Source organism: Actinomadura xylanilytica, from assembly GCF_030283145.1.
Taxonomy (GTDB): Bacteria; Actinomycetota; Actinomycetes; order Streptosporangiales; family Streptosporangiaceae; genus Spirillospora; species Spirillospora xylanilytica.
In genome coordinates this window covers 529693-548322 of sequence record NZ_JASNWE010000005.1, presented here as the reverse complement: position 1 = coordinate 548322, position 18630 = coordinate 529693, and the positions used below count along the sequence as shown (strand labels likewise).

The window sequence follows — 18630 nt, the reverse complement described above, 5'->3', positions numbered from 1 at the left end:
TGTGTTGTGAAGGCTGTCGAGCGGCGGTTGTTGCGGGGCTTTCCTCGCGGGGTGCTGGTGGTGCTGGCGTTGTCTGCGGTCGCGCAGGGGGTGCTGCTGGTCGTCCAGGCGGATCTGCTGGCGCGGATGATCGCGCGGGTGGAGGTGGGTCCGTGGCCGTATCTGGTGGCGGCGGTGGCGGGGCGCGGGGTTCTGGTGTGGGCGGGTGCGCGGGTGGCGGGGCGGGTCGCGGCGGGGGTGAAGGGTGAGCTGCGGGGTGCTCTTGTGGGGCGTTCGGGGGTGGGGTCCGGGGTGGTGCCGGCCGTGGAGGGCGGTGCGGGTGCGCGGGTGACGTTGTTGACCCGGGGGTTGGACGCGCTGGATCCGTTCTTCACCGGGTATGTGCCGCAGTTGCTGGCGGCGTGTGTGGTTCCGGTGGTGGTGCTGGCGCGGTTGGCGGTGGCGGATTGGGCGTCGGCGCTGGTGGTGGCGGTGACGGTGCCGCTGGTGCCGGTGTTCGGGGCGCTGGTGGGGTTGCGGACGGCGGCGTTGACGGGGCGGCAGTGGGGGCTGCTGCATCGTCTGGGCGGGCATTTCCGGGATGTGCTGGCGGGGTTGGCGACGTTGCGGGCGTTCGGGCGTGCGGGGCATCAGTCGGGTGTGGTGCGGGCGTTGGCCGATGAGCATCGGCGCGCGACGGTGGGGGCGCTGCGTGTGGCGTTCTTGTCGTCGCTGGTGTTGGAGCTGGTGTGTGCGTTGTCGGTGGCGCTGGTGGCGGTTCCGGTGGGGTTGCGGTTGCTGGGTGGGGAGATGTCGCTGGTCACGGGGCTGCTGGTGTTGATTTTGGCGCCGGAGGTGTATGCGCCGTTGCGGGCGTTGGGGGCGCGGTTCCATGCGAGTGCGGAGGGGGTCGCGGCGGCGGAGGCGGCGTTCGCGGCGGTGGACGCGCCGGTGGTGCCGGTCGGGGGCGGGGTGCCGGTGGGCGGGGGTGCTCCGGAGATCGTGCTGGAGGAGGTGACGGTGCGGTTCCCGGGTGCGGGGCGTCCGGCGCTGGACCGGGTGTCGTTGCGGATCGGGGCGGGTGAGCGGGTTGCGGTGACGGGGCCGTCGGGGGCGGGGAAGTCGACGTTGCTGCTGGTGTTGCTGGGTTTGGTGGTGCCGGAGTCGGGGCGGGTTCTGGTCGATGGGGTCGATCTGGCGGGGTTGGATCCGGTGGCGTGGCGGGCCCGGCTGGGGTGGGTGCCGCAGCGGCCGCATCTGTTCGCGGCGTCGGTGGCCGACAACATCGCTCTGGGTGTGCCGGGTGCGGATGGGGCGCGGGTGGTGGAGGCGGCGCGGGCTGCGGGGGCCGATGGGTTCGTCCGGGGGCTGCCGGGTGGTTATGGCGCGGTGTTGGGTGAGCGTGGGGCGGGTTTGTCGGCTGGGCAGCGGCAGCGGCTGGCGGTCGCACGGGCGTATGTGACGGACGCGCCGTTGATGTTGCTGGATGAGCCGACCGCGCGGCTGGATCTGCGGAGTGAGCGGTTGTTGGTGGAGGCGGCGGGGCGGTTGCTGTCGGGCCGTACGGCGTTGGTGGTGGCGCATCGTCCGGCGTTGCTGGCGGTGGCCGATCGGGTGGTCCGTCTGGATGAGGGCCGGGTGGTCGGTGACGGACGCCGGGTTCGGCCGGTCGCGGCCCCTCTGGCCCGTCCTGTATCGCCGGAGTCCTCCGCTCCCCCGGTCTCCCCGGTTCTGTCGGTGGCTGCGGGGGTGGTGTCCGGTGTCGTGCACGAGGGGGCTCGGCGCGGCGGCGGGGGCGGGATGTGGGGTGCGGTCCGGCCGCATGCGGTGCGGCTGGTGCTGGCGGCGTTGGCGGGGACGGCGGCGGAGCTGTGCGGGCTTGGGTTGATCGCCGCCGCGGCGTGGCTGATCGCGCGGGCGGCGCAGCGGCCGGAGCTGGCGGTGTTGTCGCTGGCGATCGTGGCGGTGCGGGGGTTCGCGTTGGCAAAGGGGGTGCTGCGCTATCTGGAGCGGCTGGCCGGGCATGACGTGGCCTTGCGTGCGTTGGCGGAGTTGCGCGGACGGGTGTTCGATGCGTTGGCGGCGGGGGGTTCGGGTCGTGCGGGTGGGGGGCGTTCTGGTGCGGGGCGTCCGGCGGGGCGGGGCGCGGTGGTGCGGGAGGGGGACGCGCTGACGCGCATGGTGTCCGATGTCGACGCGGTGCAGGACCTGTTGTTGCGGTGCCTGCTTCCGGCGGTCGCGGCGGTGGCGTGCGGTGGTGCGGGGGTCGCGTTGTGCGCGGTGGTGGCGCCGGGTGCGGCGGTCGCGCTGGTGTGCGGGGCCGCCGTCGCGGGTGTGGTGCTGCCGGTGGTGGCGGCGGTGGCGTGCGGGCGTGCCGCGGCGCGGACGGCGGTGGAGCGTCAGGTGTTGGCGGTCCGGGCGCTGGACGTGCTGGAGGGGGCCGAGGATCTGGCGGTGTTCGGTGCGGCCGGGCGGTTCGCGGCGGTGGCCGAGGAGTCGGTGGGGCGGCTCGCGCGGGCGGAGCGGGCGGCGTCCCGGGGCGCGGCGGGGGTGGCGGCGGCGGGGGTGGCGTTGCAGGGTGTCACCGTGGCGGCGGTGGGGGGGGGGGGTGGGGGGGGCGGTGTCGACGAGGTGGGGCTGGCGGTGCTGGTGTTGACGGCGCTGGTCACGGTCGAGGCGGTGCTCGCGCTGGCGGGGGCGGCGCAGCGGTTGCGGGAGGTGTGGCCGGCGGCGCGGCGGGTCACGGATCTGCTGGCCGCTCCCCCGCCGGTGCGGCCCGTGCGGCCTCGGGTGGTTCCGTCCGGTCCGCTGGGGGTGGAGTCGCTGGGGGTGTGCGTGGCGTTCGGCGGGGAGGGGGCCGTGGGGGGCGGGGTGGCGTTGGACCGGGTGGATCTGGGGGTGGAGCGCGGGCGGCGGGTCGCGGTCGTGGGGGCCAGTGGCGCGGGCAAGAGCACGTTGCTGGCGGTGCTGGCCGGTGCGGTGGTGCCCGGGGCGGGTTCGGTGCTGCTGGCCGGTCATGATCTGGCCGAACATGATCCTGGGGATGTGCGGGCGGCGGTGCGGGGGCTGACGCAGGACGCTCATGTGTTCGCGGGGACGGTTCGCGCGAATCTGCTGCTGGCCCGTCCGGACGCGAGCGAGGGGCAGGTGCGGGCGGCGGCGCGGCGGGCGCGGTTGCTGGAGGTGGTCGAGGCGCTGCCGGCGGGATGGGACACGGTGGTGGGGGCCGGGGGGCGTAGTCTGTCGGGCGGGCAGCGGCAGCGGCTGCTGCTGGCGCGGGCGTTGCTGGCCGATCCGCCGGTTCTGGTGCTGGACGAGCCGACCGAGGCCCTGGATCCGGGGATGGCCGATGAGATCACCGGTGAGCTGCTCGGTGCGCCCGGTGGTGGCACGTTGCTGCTGGTGACCCATCGGCTGGCGGCGCTGGGTGCGGCCGATGAGGTGGTGGTGATGGATCGGGGCCGGGTGGTGCAGCGGGGTCGTCATGATGATCTGCTGGCGCTGCCGGGTCCGTACCGGGATCTGTGGGACGTCGAGGTGCTGGCCTCCCCGACCGCCGGGTGAAGCCCGAGGCCGGAGGGAGGGGTGCGGGGCGGGGGTGCGGCGCACCACCACCCACAAAAGCCACATTTCGGATATTAGTCTCACTATCGAACATGTCGTTCAGCCGGCATTGATCACCTCTTGTTCCTGTGCCACCCTGATCCCTGCCCGCTTCAGGCGGCGCCCCCTCCATACCCCGCCCGGTCGGCGCCGCTCGTTCGGCGCCCGTTCAGCGCGGCGCCGCCGGCGTCGCCCCGGCGCGGAGAACCTGGCCCGGGGCGCGTCCCGCCGGGCACCCGACAGTCAAGGCTGGGAAGGACGCTGTGCTGATGCACCGTGCTGAAGACGGCACGAACACCGCCCGGACGAAGCGCGAGGGCGGACCGGTCCTCCGAACCGCCGCACAGGCCGCCGCACAGGCCGCCGCACGGGCCGCCGCACGGGCCGGGGGCGGCAGGTGAGGTGGCGGGGCAGAGACCGGCGGCGACCGCCGCGCCCCCCGGCGCCCGGATGGGGCACCCCCGACCAGCACCCCTCCCCGCCTCCGCACATGCCTGCGCCCACCTTGGCGTCCACGCCCGCGCCCGCATTCGCGCCCACGCCGGCGCCGACGCCCGCACCGGCACGCGAGTCCCTGCCCTTCGCCGCGTCCGAGCCCTCTGCTCCCCCGCCCGGAGCCGGGGCCGCACCCGCGGCCTTCCCCGCGTCCGCCGTGGGCGCGACGATGCCCGAAGGCACGCGCCCCGAAGGCACGCGCCCTGGAGCGGGCGGCACCGGGAGCGAGGACCCGTGGCCCGAGCTGTTCGAGCGGTTCAGCCGTGAGCTCCTCGTCCTCGCCGAGCAGGTGCGCCCCGCCATGGACCACCTGGAACGCGAGGAGGAGGACCCCGACCGGCTCCAGGCGCTCTACGAGATCGACCACGGCATCACCCGGATGCGGCGCCGCGCGCAGGTCCTGCGGGTGCTGACCGGCCGGGACGACGAGGAGGCCTCCGGGCACGTCACCTCGCTGCTGGACATCGTGCGGATGGCCGAGTCCTCCATCGAGCAGTACACCTCGGTCGCGATCGTCAAGGTGGTCGAGCTCTCGGTGCTCGGCTACGCGGCCGAGGACCTGGCGTCCCTGGTCGCCGCGCTGCTGGACAACGCCACCCGCTACTCGCCCGCCAAGGCCACCGTCAGCGCGCACCTGCTCGACAGCGGCGCGGTCATGCTGCGGATCGAGGACACCGGCATCGGCATGGCCCCTGGACGGATCGAGGATCTCAACCGGACGCTCGCCGGGCCCGTCCCGGCGATGACCCCCGAGACCTCCCGGCACACCGGGTTCCCCACAGTGCACCGGCTGGCCCGCAGGCACGGCGTCGGCGTCCGCCTCGACAGCAGGCCGGCACGCCCCGGCGCCGCCGGCGGGACCATCGCGATGGTGACCGTCCCGGCCGCTCTCCTGTGCGAGGCCGAGACGCCCGCCCCCGCCCGCGCCGCCGGCCCCGCCGCCACCCGTCCGGTTTCCGGCAGGCCGGAGCCGCGGAGCGCCGCCGCGCCCGGCGGCGCGATGCCGCACCTGACCATGGCGCACCGCGCGGGACCCGCCCGGCCCGAGGCCCCCGAACCGACCGCCGCCGCGACTCCCGCCGCCAACGGGCTGCCCCGCAGGCAGCGCACGAGCCTGCGCCCGGTCAAGGAGCAGGACGCCCCCGCCGCCGCCGTCTCCCTGGCCGCCGCGCCCCCGGAGGGCCGCGGCGACCCCGCGTCCCCCGCGGGTTCCCAGGCCGCACCGGACCGGTCGTTCGCCGCCGACCTGGACGCCTTCACCACCGGCGCCCGGCGGCTTCCCGACCCGCACGCCGCTGACAACGACTCGGAAGGACGGCCGTGACCCAACCCCCTGGCAGTGCCCCCGGCAGCCCCGCCGGACCTGGCAGGCCGCAGGAGTTCGGCTGGCTGCTCAGCCAGTTCGCCTCCTCCACCCCCGGCGTGAAGTTCGCGCTGATCGTGTCGTCCGACGGGCTCGCGCTGGTCGAGTCCGGCACCCTGCCGGCCGACTTCGTCGACCCGATGGCCGCGCTGACCAGCGGCATGATCAGCCTCAGCAACAACATCGCGCGGCACGTCGGCGAGAGCGGCTGCGACCAGATCATGCTGAAGTTCGCCGCCGGGCACCTGCTGTTCATGAGCATCGGCACCCTGGCCGGCCTGGTCGTACTGGTCGGCGAGGGCGCCAACCTCGGTGCCGTCGCCCACCAGATGACCCAGTTCGTCGGCGGCGCCGGGCACGTGCTGACCCCGCAGATGCGCGACGACCTGCGCCAGATGACCGTGCGGGCGACGTCGTGACCGCCCGGACGGCGCCGTGACCGAGCCGGGAGGACGACCATGACGGCCAATCCCTGGGTGCGGCCCTACGTGCTGACCGGCGGCCGGACCCGCGGCCGGCGGCACCTGCTGGTGCACACCCTGGTGTCGGGGCGCGGCTACGACGCCGCGTTCGCCGCCCGCCTGCTGCCCGAGGCCAGGGCCCTGTACGACCGGGTCCACACCCACGGCGAGTCGGTCGCCGAACTGTCCGCCCACTGCGGAGTGTCGCTCGGGGTCACCCGCGTCCTGCTCGCCGACCTGGCCGCCGGCGACCGGGTCCTGATCGCCGCGGAGCACACCTCGCCGTACGACCCGCGCGTCCTGGAGAGAGTGATCGATGGTCTACGCGAGCTCGCCTGACCTGCCGCCGACCCGCCGCACCTCGGTCAAGCTCGTGGTCGCGGGCGGGTTCGGCGTCGGGAAGACCACCCTGGTGGAGGCCATCTCGGAGATTCCCGCGGTCAACACCGAGGCGTGGATGACGCAGGCCGCCAAGACGGTGGACCCTCTCGCCCCGGACGGCGGCGGGGGCGGGGACGGCAAGACCACCACCACGGTCGCGATGGACTTCGGCCGCGTCACCCTGGCCTCCGACCTGGTCCTCTACCTGTTCGGGACGCCCGGCCAGGATCGCTTCTGGCCCATGTGGGACGACCTGTGCCGCGGCGCCAGCGGCGCGCTGGTGCTGGTCGACACCCGCAGACTGGACGTGTCGTTCGCGGCGGTCAACTACTTCGAGAACGACTCCGACGTGCCCTTCACCGTCGCGGTGAACCTGTTCGAGGGGCGGCAGACCCATCCGCTGCCCGACATCAGGGACGCGCTCCAGCTCGACCCCGCCGTCCCGCTTACCACCTGCGACGCCCGCGACCGCGGCTCGGTCGTGGCGGCCCTCACCGGAACCCTGGGCCACACCCTGGACCGCACCGCCGGGTCCGGGGCACCCCGGATCCGGGGCGGGCCGGCCGCCGAGCCCGTCCACCCGATGACTCCGTCCACCCGATGAACCCGGGCGTCCCCCGGGCGAGGAGGAAGCAGTGCGAAGGATCCTGATCGTCGGCGCCGGGCAGGCCGGGCTCCAGCTCGCCCTGAGCCTCCAGTCCGCCGGCTACGACGTGACGGTCATGTCGGCGCGGACCCCCGAGGAGATCCGCGCCGGCCGGATCATGTCCACCCAGTGCATGTTCTGGCCGCAGCTCCAGCTGGAACGCGACCATGGCCTGAACCTGTGGGAGCACGAGGCCCCCGACATCGTCGCGCAGCGCGTCACCGTCGCCGCGCCGCCCGGCACCGCCGCGTTCCAGACGCTGGGCCGGTGGGACCAGTACGCGCAGTCGATCGACCAGCGCGTCAAGATGGCCGGCTGGCTGGAGCTGTTCGAGGAGCGCGGCGGCAACGCCGTCTACCACAGTGTAATGACCTCCGATCTGGAGGGCCTGTCCGCGCTGTACGACCTGACGATCATCGCGGCGGGCAAGGGCGAGCTGGTGGAGCTGTTCGACCGGGACGTGAGCCGGTCCCCCTACGACCGGCCGCAGCGGCACCTGTCGTGCATCTACCTGCACGGCATGACGCCCTGGCCGGGCCACCCCGAGCCGCATGTGCGGATCACCGCGACCCCCGGTGTCGGCGAGCTGTTCTTCATGCCCGGCTACACCCTCACCGGTCCCTGCGACATCCTGCTCTGGGAGGCGGTGCCCGGCGGCCCCTTCGACTGCTGGTCGGACCGGCCGGACCCCGCCGGTCATCTTGACCGGACCCTGGACCTGCTGCGCCAGTACGTGCCCTGGGAGCACGAGCGCGTCGTCGGCGCCGAGCCGACCGACGCCCGCTCCACGCTGTACGGGGGCTACGCCCCCGTCGTCCGCCATCCGGTCGGCCGGCTGTCGGCGTCCGCGTCGGTCCTCGGCATGGCCGATGTGGTGGTGGCCAATGATCCGGTGACCGGGCAGGGTTCCAACAACGCGGCGCGCTGCGCCGAGGTGTACCTTCGCGAGATCCTCGGCCACGGTGACCGGCCCTTCGACGACGCCTGGATGCAGCGGACCTTCGACGCCTACTGGGACTACGCCCGGCACCCCACCGCCTACACCAACATGATGCTCGGCCCGCTGCCCGACCATGTCCAGAAGGTCCTGGCCACCGCGGCGCAGAACGAGACGGTCGCGCACCGGTTCGCCCACGGGTACGCCAACCCGGCCGATTTCGAGAACTGGCTCATGGACCCCGAGCGGGCCGAGGCCTATCTCGCCTCGGTCACCACCGGCTGAACCACCGAGTGAACCACCGCCCGCATCCCCCGGCCGGCGCCGGACCCCGGCGCCGGCCGGTCAGCGGGACGGGGACGCGGGCCGCCAGTGGGAGGGACGGGCCAGCGCCGCCGGGAGCGTGGTGGCGGCGTCGCCCCGGGCCGCGTTGAGCTGCGCCTGGGTGAGGAAGATGCTGCCGGTCAGGTCGGCGCCGCCAAGGTCGGCGTCGCGCAGGTCGGCGCCGATGAGGTCGGCCGTCCTCAGGTCGGCGCCCCGCAGGTCCGCCGCGATGAGGCAGGCCCCGCGCAGGTTGGCGCCCCGCAGGTCGGCGTGCCTGAGGTCGGCGCCGAGAAGGTCGGCGCCCCGCCTGTTCCTCCTCCGGCCCGCGCCCCGGTCCCGGGCTCCCGCCCGTGCCAGTTCGCTGGCCCGCAGCAGCAGGACGTTGACCTCGTCCCGGTGCGCGGCCACGTCCAGGGCGGTGAGCTCTTGGGCGGTGCCGAGCGTGAGGCGCTCGGTCCGCTCCCGCGCCGCGCGCAGCCCCTCGTGGACGGGACGGGCCGCCGGCAGCGCCAGCGCCTCGGTCAGGTACCAGAGCAGCTCGTGGAGCTGCCGCATGACGGGGAACACGCCGAACATCGAGGGCGCCGAGTCCGGGGCGCGGCGCCAGTCGCGTCCCCCGAAGGTGATCTGGGAGACCTTCTGCCCGGCGCCGAAGCAGTCGAAGACCGTGCAGCCCGCGAAGCCCTCCCGCCGCAGCCGGGAGTGGATGCCGCAGCCGAAGTCGTCGCGCAGGTTGCGGCACGGCTCGCCCGCGTCCTTCCCGACCGCGAAGTCGGCCGAGGCCGCGAACGGCAGCGCGACGCAGCACAGCCCGAAGCAGCTGCCGCAGTCGGCCTCGAGGCCGGAACGGTCCCCGGCGCTGGCCGGGCCTGGGTGGGGCACGTGCACGGCCGCCTTTCGCTGGCCTGACCTGGACTGGCCCATTCTCCCAGTCCGCGGCGGGTGCGGGCTACGCCCCGCCGTGGTCCTCCGGCTCGGCGGCGAGCTGCGCGGCGGTCATCAGGCCCCGGGTCTGGAGCAGCAGCAGGATCGACAGGAGGCGGCCGGACTTCACGCGCCCGCCATGGCGGCCGGTGCCTCGCCAGGCCCGCCCGCGCCCTTCGGTTCGCCCGGTTCGTTCGCGCCGTTCGGGCCGGTGAGGTAGTGGTGCAGGTGGCAGGAGCCCTCGAGCATCGCTCTCGCGCGCTCGGCCAGCCCGGCCCGGCGCTGGGCGATGGCCTCGCGCAGCGCGTCGCTGCCGCCCGTGCGGCGCAGGCCCTCCAGGACGGGACGGATCTCCTCCAGCGGGTAGCGGCCCTGGCGGAGCATGCTGACCATCCGGGCGTCCCGCACGTCGGACGCGCCGTAGCGGCGGTACCCGGTGCCCGGATCGCGCCTGGGGACCAGCAGGCCGGTGGACTCCCACACCCGCAGGGCGGACGTGCGGACGCCGAGATGCGCGGCGACCTCCCCGATGCGCAGCCCCGAACGCGGCAGGACCAAGGCGTCGGGGGGACGCTCCGCCACCGCCTCGAGCGCCTCGCCCGCCGCCTCCAGCGACAGCCGCTGCTCGTGCAGCGCCGCGTGCCCGGCGTCCACCAGGGCCAGCGCCCCGGGAAGGTCCCCGGCGTGGACGGCCCGCATGATCGCCTGGGCGTCGCGCGGGCCGTACCCGCGCACGAGCGTGCGGTGGGCGGCCAGGGCCCGGCGGTGTCGCTCCTGGAACCTGCGGTGGCCTGAGGGAATCCGCTCCGCCGGGGGCAGGATCCCCGCGTCCTCGTAGTTGCGGATCTGCTGGGTGGACACGCCCGCCCAGCGGGCCAGGTCGATGGGGCGAAGCCCCGCCGCCGCGCCGTCCACGGTTCACCGTCCTCCGCGTCTGGCTTCACGGTCGAGTTTAAGATTATCGCGCATATCCCCAGCACCGACCGCCGATAGTCCGCACAAAGTCTCAATGAGCTACTTCAATGAAATACTTGAAGGTATGGCCGTCGCCGACAGCGCCGGCCGGCCGGACGTGCGTGCTCGGCGCCGACCCGGGCCACGGCGACGAGGCCTGGCGCGCGCGACCTGACCGCCCGCCGGGACGGGGACGCGGCCGCACAGCGCTCGACCTGACACCCCCCGTACCGCCCCATCAGACGACCGTCCCACCGGACAGAGGAGTTCCGTGCTTTCCAGCCACCAGGCCGACACCGACACCGACGGGCCCGTGTCCCGTGCCGCCCGCGGAGGACCGGGCCACGCCCCCGCCGACGACCACGACCTCATCCAGGTCCGCGGTGCCCGGGAGAACAACCTGACCGGGGTCTCCCTCGACCTCCCCAAAAGACGCCTCACCGTCTTCACCGGCGTCTCCGGCTCGGGCAAGTCCTCCCTGGTCTTCGACACCATCGCGGCCGAGTCGCAGCGGCTGATCAACGAGACCTACACCGCGTTCGTGCAGAACTTCATGCCGAGCCTGGCCCGGCCCGACGTCGACTCGCTGCGCAACCTCAGCGCGGCGATCATCGTCGGCCAGGAGCGGATGGGCGCCAACGCCCGCTCCACCGTCGGTACCGCCACCGACGCCCACACCATGCTGCGCATCATGTTCAGCCGGATCGGCACCCCCCGCGTCGGCCCGCCCGGGGCCTTCAGCTTCAACCGCGCCGAGGGCATGTGCCCCGAATGCGAGGGCCTCGGCCGGATCTCCGACATCGACGCCAGGCAGCTCGTCGACACCGGCCGGTCGCTGAACGAGGGCGCCATCACCGCCCCCGGCTACGCGGTGGACTCCTGGCACTGGCAGCTGGTCGCGCACTCCGGCCTCCTGGACCCCGACCGCAAGTTGGAGGACTACACCCCGGCCGAGTGGGAGGACCTCCTGCACCGGCCCGCCACCAAGATCAAGATCGGGTCGAGCAACCTCACCTACGAGGGGCTGATCCCCAAGATCCGCCGGCTCTACCTGGCCAAGGACCGCGACACGATGCAGCCCCAGGCCCGCGCGTTCGCCGACCGCGCGATCACGCTCGCCACCTGCCCCGCCTGCGCCGGGTCCCGGCTGAACCCCGCCGCCCGCTCGGCCACCATCGAGGGCCGCGGCATCGCGGACTGCTCGGCCATGCAGATCAACGACCTGGCCCGGTTCGTCCGCGGCATCGACGACGCCTCGGTCGGGCCGATGCTGGAAACCCTCGGCGAGACGCTGGACTCCCTGGTCGGCGTCGGCCTCGGCTACCTCAGCCTCGACCGCGAGTCCTCCACGCTGTCGGGCGGCGAGGCCCAGCGCGTCCGGATGGTCCGGCACCTGGGCTCCAGCCTCACCGACGTCACCTACGTCTTCGACGAGCCCACCGCGGGCCTGCACCCCCACGACGTCCAGCGGATGAACGACCTGCTGCTGCGGCTGCGCGACAAGGGCAACACCGTCCTGGTCGTCGAGCACAAGCCCGAGACGATCGAGATCGCCGACCACGTCGTCGACCTCGGCCCCGGCGCCGGCGCCGCCGGCGGCCGGATCTGCTTCGCCGGCGACCTGGACGGCCTGCGCGCCTCCGGCACCCTCACCGGCCGCTACCTCGGCCACCGCATCGCCCCCCGCGCGAAGGTCCGCGTCCCCACCGGACAGCTGCCGATCAGGGGCGCCTCCCTGCACAACCTGCGGGACGTGAGCGTCGACATCCCCCTCGGCGTCCTCACCGTCGTCACCGGCGTCGCCGGATCGGGAAAGAGCTCCCTGATCCACGGCGCGCTGCCCCGGCGGGACGGCGTGGTCGTCGCCGACCAGTCGGCGATCCGCGGCTCCCGCCGCAGCAACCCGGCCACCTACACCAAGCTCCTGGACCCGATCCGGACCGCGTTCGCCAAGGCCAACGGCGTCAGGCCCGCCCTGTTCAGCGCCAACTCCGAGGGCGCCTGCCCCGCCTGCAAGGGCATCGGCCTGATCTACACCGACCTCGCCATGATGGCCGAGGTCGCCTCCCCCTGCGAGGAGTGCGAGGGCAGGCGGTTCACCCCCCAGGTGCTGTCCTACCGGCTGCGCGGCCGCAATATCGGCGAGGTCCTGGCCATGCCGGTCACCGAGGCCCGCGCGTTCTTCACCACCGGTCAGGCCCGGGTGATCCTGGACCGCCTCGCCGCCGTGGGCCTGGGCTACCTCGTCCTCGGCCAGCCGCTCAGCACCCTGTCGGGCGGCGAGCGGCAACGCCTCAAGCTCGCCATCCACATGGCGCGGAACGGCACCACCTACGTCCTGGACGAGCCGACCACCGGCCTGCACCTCGCCGACGTCGACCAGCTCCTGGCCCTGCTGGATCGCCTCGTCGACGACGGCAACACCGTCATCGTCGTCGAGCACCACCAGGCCGTGATGGCGCACGCCGACTGGATCATCGACCTCGGCCCCGGAGCCGGCCACGACGGCGGCCGGATCGTCTTCACCGGAACCCCCGCCGACCTGATCGACACCGGCACGTCCCTCACCGCCCGCCACCTGCGCGACTACACCGGCCACCCGCAGGACCACCCGCAGGACCGCCGGTGATCCCACCCCCCATCCGGCGCCGCCGGGATGATTGATCTACTTTTGCACCGACTCAACGACATGAATAAGGGTGATGGCGTGCATCCGTTCCGCAAGGCCGTGGAGGACGGCGCCCCCGAGACCTTCGAGGGACTGCTCGCCGAGAACGTCGCGTTCACCAGCCCGGTGGCCTTCAAGCCCTATCCGGGCAGGGCGCTCACCGCCGCGATCCTGCGCGCCGCCTTCCGGGTGTTCGAGGACTTCCGCTACGTCCGCGAGATCGCGAGCCCGGACGGCCGCGACCACGCGCTGGTCTTCCAGGCCCGGGTCGGCGGCCGGGAGGTCACCGGCTGCGACTTCCTGCACACCGGCGACGACGGGCTGATCGACGACTTCATGGTCATGGTCCGGCCGCTGTCGGGCGCCAACGCCCTGGCCGAGGCCATGGGCGCGCAGTTCGAGCGGATCGAACGCGAGGCCTCCGGAGGCTGAGGCCGAAGGAGCCGAGGCCGAACCCGCCGCATCCGCCGCGCCCGGCACCGCCCGCGCCGGCCCCGGAACCCGGCGCGGGCGGCGGACGTCACAGGCCGAGCCGCCGGGCCGCCAGCGCGGTCCCCTCGATCCGCGCCCTGATCTTGGCGAACGCGACCTCGCGGGAGGTGGAGGTGTCGTCGGCGAACGGGGAGAAACCGCAGTCGTCGCCGGTCCCCAGCCGGTCGGCCGGCAGGTGCCGGGCCGCCGCCAGCACCCGGTCGCTCACCTGCTCGGGCGTCTCGACCCGCGGGTCGATCGGGTCGATGACGCCGACGAAGATCAGCGCGTCCTCGGGCAGCCGGTCGGCGATGGCGGCCAGCACCTTGTCGGGCTCGGCCTCGCTCGCGAGCTGGACGTAGAAGCGGCCCGCCTTGAGCTGGAACAGCTTGGGCAGCAGCCCGGCGTAGTCGACGTCCAGGCTGTGCGTGGAGTCCAGGTCGCCGCCCGGGCAGGTGTGCACCCCGATCCGGGCCCGCTCGGACTCGGAGAACCGCTCCAGCACCCGGTTGTTGAGCGCGATGAACTCGTCCAGGACGCCGCCGCTCGGGTCGAGCTTCAGCGACAGCCGCCCCTCGGTGAAGTCGAGCTGCACGACGTGCGCGCCGGCGTCCAGCAGCCCCCGGATGTCGGCCTCCGCCTCATCGGCCAGGTCGTCGAGGAACGCCTCGCGCGGATAGCCGTCGATGCCCGCCGCCGGGTACAGCAGGCTCAGCGCGGACGGCGCGATCACGGCCTGCTTGACCGGGACGGTCGCGTGCCGCTGCGCGGCCTTCAGATACCCCTCGGCCCGGACCTGGTACCGGAACGGCGCGGCGGTGAGCTGCGGCAGCTCCCGCTGGTGGCCGTCGGCGAACGGGATGGCGACGCCGCCGGGGGCCAGCCCCGCCAGACCCGCGATCGGATAGGAGACGAAGCTCGGCTTGGACTGCTCCCCGTCGGTGACGACCGGCGAGCCGATCTCCTCCAGGCGGCCGATGGTGTCGCGGACGGCCTCGTCCTGTGCGGCGGCGAGCGCCGCGTCGCCGATCCCGCCCGCCTCGTGCGCGGCCATCGCGGCCAGCAGCGAGGCGGGACGGGGGATGCTGCCGATCTGCTCTGTGGGCATGGTCATACCCACAGACAGTAGATAACGCATCGCGACTCATCAATCGCTGTAGGTGAATCCCGGAGTCTTTCCGCCGAGCGGACCGGAACCGGTCAGGACGGCGGCGGACACCGGCCGCCGGCGTCCCCGAGGGGCCGCCACCCGGCACACTGCGCCTTCGCGACTCCGTCCCCGCCCGAGATCCCCGGCCTTCATCATCGCGGCCGTATTCGGATACCCCGTGCCCATCGGCGCGCCGACCGGATTCACGCGCCGCGGGCCGAGCATTTTCCTTCCGCGGCGCGGACGGTGCGGAGCCGCGCGGGAAATCGGCCGGGTGAAAGCACAGGATCAGGCCAAAGCACAACCAGACTTCGGTCACCAAGGGGTGCGGGACGGGCCACTGTCAATATCCACCGGAGGATCACCTACTATTGTTCGAACTGAGGAACAAACGAGAGGAAGGCAGCTCATGGCGCAGAAGGTTCAAGTCCTCCTGGTCGACGACCTGGACGGGGGCGAAGCCGTCGAAACCGTGTCGTTTTCGCTCGACGGACGGGCCTACGAGATCGACCTCAATAAGAAGAACGCGGCCAAACTACGCAAGGCCATCGCGCCGTTCCTGGAGAACGCCCGCAAAGCCCGCCCCACCGGCCGGAAGTCGGCCGCCCGCGCCGCCGGCAGCCGGGAGCGCAGCAGCGAGATCCGCGAGTGGGCCAGATCGGCCGGCGTCAAGGTCAACGAGCGCGGCCGCATCCCCGCCAATGTCATCGAGAAGTACGAGGCGGCCCACTGAGCGGACGGATCGACGCGAGCCGCCCGCGCCACGGGCCGCCGCACCGCCGCACCACAACCCGCCGCGCCACGCCCGCCGCACCGGCCTCTCACGCAGGGCCGCCAGGCCGGCGACCGGGCCGGAGCGGCGGCCCCAGAATGGCGCCGGCGTTCTCGGGAACCGGCGCGCGGCCGAAGGCGACCGCGCCCGGCCCGGCGCCGTCAACGTGAATCGGGCCCACCGGAGCGCGCCCGCCGCGGCGGGCGGATAGACGCACGGCCATGTACACCAGGAAGACCGATCCGGCCACCAGATAGCAGTTGGCCACCAGCGTCAGCAATCCATGAAATCCGTACTGGCGCGGGCCGCCGCCCTGAGGCGTCCACCACAGCGGGGCCAGGAGAAAGAGCAGATACCCGCACAGCGCGATGGCCCGGCCGCCATTTCGGACGAGCAGAATCAGCACGGGCACGATCCATACCCAGTGATGCGCCCAGGAGATCGGCGAGACCAGCAGACCGGTCACGCCCGCCACGGCCGCCGCACTCAGCCAGTCGCCCCTTTTGGCCCACCCTGCCGCCACCGCCAGCCCGAAGAACCCGATGGCGAGCGGCACCGGCTCGAACCAGCCGCCCACGTGCGCCACCCCGCCGGAGATCCGGGCGGCCGCGCCGTAAGGCGACTGGTTGCTGATGTAAGGGACGCCGACCCGCGAGGTGTCGTAAAAGGTGTGCAGCCAATAGAGCCGCGAGGCGTCCGGCGCGATGAGGAACGCGGCCGAGCCGCACAACACGAAGGTCACCCCGGCGGTCAACGCGGCCCTGGTGCGCCCGGCGATCAACAGCAGCATCACGAAAATGGCCGGCGTCAGTTTGATCGCCGCCGCGATCCCGATCCCGATTCCGGCGGGACGGCCGAGCGAGACGCGCCGGACGTCGACGAGCACCAGGGCCAGCAGGAACAGATTGACCTGCCCCAGGAACAGCGAATGCCACACCGGCTCCAGCAGCAGCCCCCCGGCCACGGCGGCGGCCACCGCGAGCCGTGAGGGGCGCCGGCCGGCCAGCTCCAGCGCGGCCGAGCAGGCCCAGGCGAACGCCCCGACCGACGCCAGCTGCCACACCACCCGGGCGACGCCGAGCGGCACCGCGGACACGGGCGCGAACAGCGCGGCCATGAAAGGCGTATTGGTGAACCAATGCGCCGCGAGCTGCTCGCTGTAGACGCGCGTGCCCTCGGTGATGGCGCCGCCGCCCAGCCAGTAGATGCGGAAGTCGAGCGAATCGTAGACGGCGGCGAACACCGCGACCCCCACGACCTCGACGAGCAGAGCCCCGCGAACGGCGGTCCTGATCCAACGCTTCACGGCACCGCTCCACACCCCGGGGATCCGACAGGACCGCCCACGGTGCCGGGGGACGCGCCCGGACGGCATCGGACCACCGGCCACATCCGGGGCCGCGCCGGGTAGCCCGCGGGCGTACGCCTCCGGGCTCATGCCCAGGTCAGGGACCGACCGTTACGATCAGGACATGTCCCCCACGACGCCTCCTCCGGCGCGGTCCCCGGAGTCGCCCGCCCGGGCCCGCGCGGGCGCGCGAACGGTCCTGGCCTGGTGCGGGGCCATCGCCTACCCCGCCGTCCTGTACCTCACGATGCAGGAGGCCAAGAACGGCGTCGGAATTCTGGAGACGGTCCCGGCGGCGGCCCTCACGGTCGTGGTCGCGACCCTGCTGCCGCGCCGTCCGCTGCCGGTCCTCGCGCTGCTGCTCACCGGCTGGACCGTCGCCCTGACGGCGATGCCCAACCCGGAGGTCGGCTACCTGGAGATGCTGGTCACCGACCTGGCCGTCGGCCTCATCGCGGCCGTCCACCCGCGCCGGTCCTCGATCATCGCCGCCGTGCTGACGCTCGCCGCCCAGCTCGGCGCCGCCACCCTGTTCACCGGGGCCTGGCCGTGGGAGGCCGGCAGGCCCGCCGCGGTGCTCGTCCTGGTGGCGATCGCCGCGGCCTGGACGGCGGGCAACTCGATCCGGGAGCGCCGCAAGCACGCCGAGGAGCTGGCCTCGCGGGCCGCGTCGCAGGCCGTCACCGCCGAACGGCTCCGGATCGCCCGCGAGCTCCACGACATGGTCGCGCACAGCATCGGCATCATCGCGATCCAGGCCGGGGTCGGCAGCCGCGTCATCGACACCCAGCCCGCCGAGGCGCGCGCCGCGCTGAGCGCCATCGAGGCCACCAGCCGGGACACGCTGTCGGGCCTGCGCCGGATGCTCGGCGCGCTGCGCCGCGCCGAGCCCGGCTCCGCGGCGCCGCTCGACCCAGCGCCGGGCCTGGCCGACCTCGACCGGCTGGCCGCGGCGACGATGGACGCCGGCGTCCGCGTGGACCTGCGATGGCACGGGGAGCGGCGCCCGCTGCCGCCCGACATCGACCTGTCGGCCTTCCGTGTCGTCCAGGAGGCGGTCACCAACGTGGTGCGCCATGCCGGCACCCGCCACTGCCAGGTGTCGATCGGCTTCCAGGACCAGGAGCTGTCGGTCGAGGTCGTCGACGACGGGCGCGGCCACACCGGCCACGGCGGCGGCCCGGGCACCGGGTACGGCCTGGTCGGGATGCGCGAACGGATCGGCCTGCTGAACGGCCGCCTCGCCGCCGGGCCGCGCCCCGAGGGCGGCTTCCGGGTGGAGGCGCGGCTCCCGGTGCCGGTGGAGGCCCGGTGACGGTCCGCGTCGTCCTGACCGACGACCAGCCCCTGATCCGCGCCGGTCTGCGGGTGCTCATCGCCGACACCTCCGACCTGGACATCGTCGGGGAGGCCGGCACCGGCGCCCAGGCGGTCCGGCTGGCCCGGGAGGTTCGGCCCGACGTCGTGGTCATGGACATCCGGATGCCCGGCATGGACGGCATCGAGGCCACCCGGATGATCATGGCGGATCCCGGCACGGTGCGCGTCCTGGTGCTCACCACCTTCGACGACGACGACTACGTGTACGCCGCGCTCCGGGCGGGCGCGAGCGGGTTCCTGGTCAAGGACATGGCGCTGGAGGACATCCTGTCGGCGATCCGCGTGGTCGCCGCCGGGGACGCACTGATCGCGCCGAGCGTCACCCGCCGCCTGATCGGCGAGTTCGCCGCGCGCCCCGAGCCGTCCCCGCCGAGCCGGTCGGTGGAGGGCGTCACCGAACGGGAGCGCGAGGTGCTGACCCTGGTCGGAGGCGGCATGTCCAACGCGGAGATCGCCGCCCACCTGTTCATCAGCATGGCCACCGCCAAGGCCCACGTGAGCCGCCTGCTCACCAAGCTCGACGCCCGCGACCGCGTCCACCTCGTCATCATCGCCTACGAGGCCGGTCTGGTCGCCCCGCCCCGATGACCGCGCGATAACCGATGGGCCGCCGCCGCGCGGCACGCTGGAGCGGCTCGACCAGAGCCCCGGCGACCTCTGCGGCTACCGGGACTGCGGGGCCGGCGTCCGATGATCGGTTGCGGACGGCGGGGGCGTGGGTGATCATGGGATCACGGTGCCGGGTCTTCCCGGCGGAGTGCAGGAGGCGCTGCT

The 18630-nt window shown here is 73.7% G+C and carries 15 protein-coding genes; 11 read left to right on the top strand and 4 right to left on the bottom strand.

Going from position 1 to position 18630, the window contains the following annotated elements; translation table 11 throughout:
• Window positions 1–6: 6 nt before the first annotated feature.
• The 6 genes from cydD to QP090_RS32330 all read left to right on the top strand — a co-directional run bounded on the left by cydD (window position 7) and on the right by QP090_RS32330 (window position 8150).
• Complete coding sequence (cydD, locus tag QP090_RS32355; protein WP_285943452.1) at window positions 7–3543, top strand: thiol reductant ABC exporter subunit CydD; 3537 nt, start codon at window positions 7–9, stop codon at window positions 3541–3543.
• A gap of 703 nt (window positions 3544–4246) precedes the next feature.
• Entirely contained in the window at window positions 4247–5401 is a 1155-nt protein-coding gene (locus QP090_RS32350) for a sensor histidine kinase (protein ID WP_285943451.1), read from the top strand.
• Window positions 5398–5859: a roadblock/LC7 domain-containing protein gene (locus QP090_RS32345; RefSeq protein ID WP_285943450.1), complete on the top strand. Its 462-nt coding sequence runs from the start codon at window positions 5398–5400 to the stop codon at window positions 5857–5859. Before QP090_RS32350 ends, QP090_RS32345 begins: the two co-directional genes overlap by 4 nt.
• A 39-nt stretch (window positions 5860–5898) precedes the next feature.
• Window positions 5899–6240, top strand: a complete 342-nt coding sequence (locus tag QP090_RS32340; protein WP_285943449.1) for a DUF742 domain-containing protein — start codon at window positions 5899–5901, stop codon at window positions 6238–6240.
• Window positions 6218–6886 (top strand): GTP-binding protein, encoded by a 669-nt coding sequence (locus QP090_RS32335; protein ID WP_285943448.1) that lies wholly within the window; start codon window positions 6218–6220, stop codon window positions 6884–6886. The genes QP090_RS32340 and QP090_RS32335 overlap by 23 nt, the downstream gene beginning before the upstream one ends.
• A 31-nt stretch (window positions 6887–6917) precedes the next feature.
• Window positions 6918–8150 (top strand): styrene monooxygenase/indole monooxygenase family protein, encoded by a 1233-nt coding sequence (locus QP090_RS32330; RefSeq protein WP_285943447.1) that lies wholly within the window; start codon window positions 6918–6920, stop codon window positions 8148–8150.
• 60 nt (window positions 8151–8210) lie between these two features.
• On the opposite strand, the gene QP090_RS32325 is transcribed toward QP090_RS32330, so the two are convergent.
• A complete protein-coding gene (locus QP090_RS32325; RefSeq protein ID WP_285943446.1) occupies window positions 8211–9071 on the bottom strand; it encodes a pentapeptide repeat-containing protein in 861 nt (286 codons plus the stop codon).
• Between the two features lie 168 nt (window positions 9072–9239).
• Complete coding sequence (locus tag QP090_RS32320) at window positions 9240–10028, bottom strand: MerR family transcriptional regulator (RefSeq protein ID WP_285943445.1); 789 nt, start codon at window positions 10026–10028, stop codon at window positions 9240–9242.
• 352 nt (window positions 10029–10380) lie between these two features.
• Here QP090_RS32320 and QP090_RS32315 point away from each other — a divergent pair, with 352 nt between their 5' ends.
• Together QP090_RS32315 and QP090_RS32310 are read left to right on the top strand one after the other, a co-directional pair.
• Entirely contained in the window at window positions 10381–12696 is a 2316-nt protein-coding gene (locus tag QP090_RS32315; protein WP_285943837.1) for an ATP-binding cassette domain-containing protein, read from the top strand.
• Between the two features lie 78 nt (window positions 12697–12774).
• Window positions 12775–13167 carry a nuclear transport factor 2 family protein gene (locus tag QP090_RS32310; protein ID WP_285943836.1) on the top strand — a complete coding sequence of 131 codons (393 nt, stop codon included), beginning with the start codon at window positions 12775–12777 and terminating at the stop codon, window positions 13165–13167.
• A gap of 88 nt (window positions 13168–13255) precedes the next feature.
• On the opposite strand, the gene QP090_RS32305 is transcribed toward QP090_RS32310, so the two are convergent.
• Entirely contained in the window at window positions 13256–14320 is a 1065-nt protein-coding gene (locus tag QP090_RS32305; RefSeq protein ID WP_285943444.1) for a cobalamin-independent methionine synthase II family protein, read from the bottom strand.
• 445 nt (window positions 14321–14765) lie between these two features.
• Here QP090_RS32305 and QP090_RS32300 point away from each other — a divergent pair, with 445 nt between their 5' ends.
• The gene (locus QP090_RS32300; RefSeq protein WP_285943443.1) at window positions 14766–15089 is read left to right on the top strand and encodes a histone-like nucleoid-structuring protein Lsr2; all 324 of its coding nucleotides are present in this window, start codon (window positions 14766–14768) and stop codon (window positions 15087–15089) included.
• Window positions 15090–15177: 88 nt separating this feature from the next.
• On the opposite strand, the gene QP090_RS32295 is transcribed toward QP090_RS32300, so the two are convergent.
• The gene (locus QP090_RS32295; protein ID WP_285943442.1) at window positions 15178–16434 is read right to left on the bottom strand and encodes a glycosyltransferase 87 family protein; all 1257 of its coding nucleotides are present in this window, start codon (window positions 16432–16434) and stop codon (window positions 15178–15180) included.
• A 166-nt stretch (window positions 16435–16600) separates the two neighbouring features.
• Between QP090_RS32295 and QP090_RS32290 the strand changes: the two genes are divergently transcribed.
• Both QP090_RS32290 and QP090_RS32285 read left to right on the top strand, forming a co-directional pair.
• Complete coding sequence (locus tag QP090_RS32290; protein WP_285943441.1) at window positions 16601–17791, top strand: sensor histidine kinase; 1191 nt, start codon at window positions 16601–16603, stop codon at window positions 17789–17791.
• On the top strand, window positions 17788–18444 hold the full coding sequence (locus QP090_RS32285; protein ID WP_285943440.1) for a response regulator: 657 nt from the start codon (window positions 17788–17790) through the stop codon (window positions 18442–18444). The genes QP090_RS32290 and QP090_RS32285 overlap by 4 nt, the downstream gene beginning before the upstream one ends.
• The last annotated feature ends 186 nt before the right edge of the window (window positions 18445–18630 follow it).

What these genes read in the sequence shown, in the direction of transcription:
- QP090_RS32350 (WP_285943451.1), top strand. Translation starts at nt 4,247, where the DNA reads ATGCCCGAAGGCACGCGCCCCGAAGGCACGCGCCCTGGAGCGGGCGGC.
- QP090_RS32340 (WP_285943449.1), top strand. Translation starts at nt 5,899, where the DNA reads ATGACGGCCAATCCCTGGGTGCGGCCCTACGTGCTGACCGGCGGCCGG.
- QP090_RS32335 (WP_285943448.1), top strand. Translation starts at nt 6,218, where the DNA reads ATGGTCTACGCGAGCTCGCCTGACCTGCCGCCGACCCGCCGCACCTCG.
- QP090_RS32305 (WP_285943444.1), bottom strand. Translation starts at nt 14,320, where the DNA reads ATGACCATGCCCACAGAGCAGATCGGCAGCATCCCCCGTCCCGCCTCG.
- QP090_RS32300 (WP_285943443.1), top strand. Translation starts at nt 14,766, where the DNA reads ATGGCGCAGAAGGTTCAAGTCCTCCTGGTCGACGACCTGGACGGGGGC.
- QP090_RS32290 (WP_285943441.1), top strand. Translation starts at nt 16,601, where the DNA reads ATGTCCCCCACGACGCCTCCTCCGGCGCGGTCCCCGGAGTCGCCCGCC.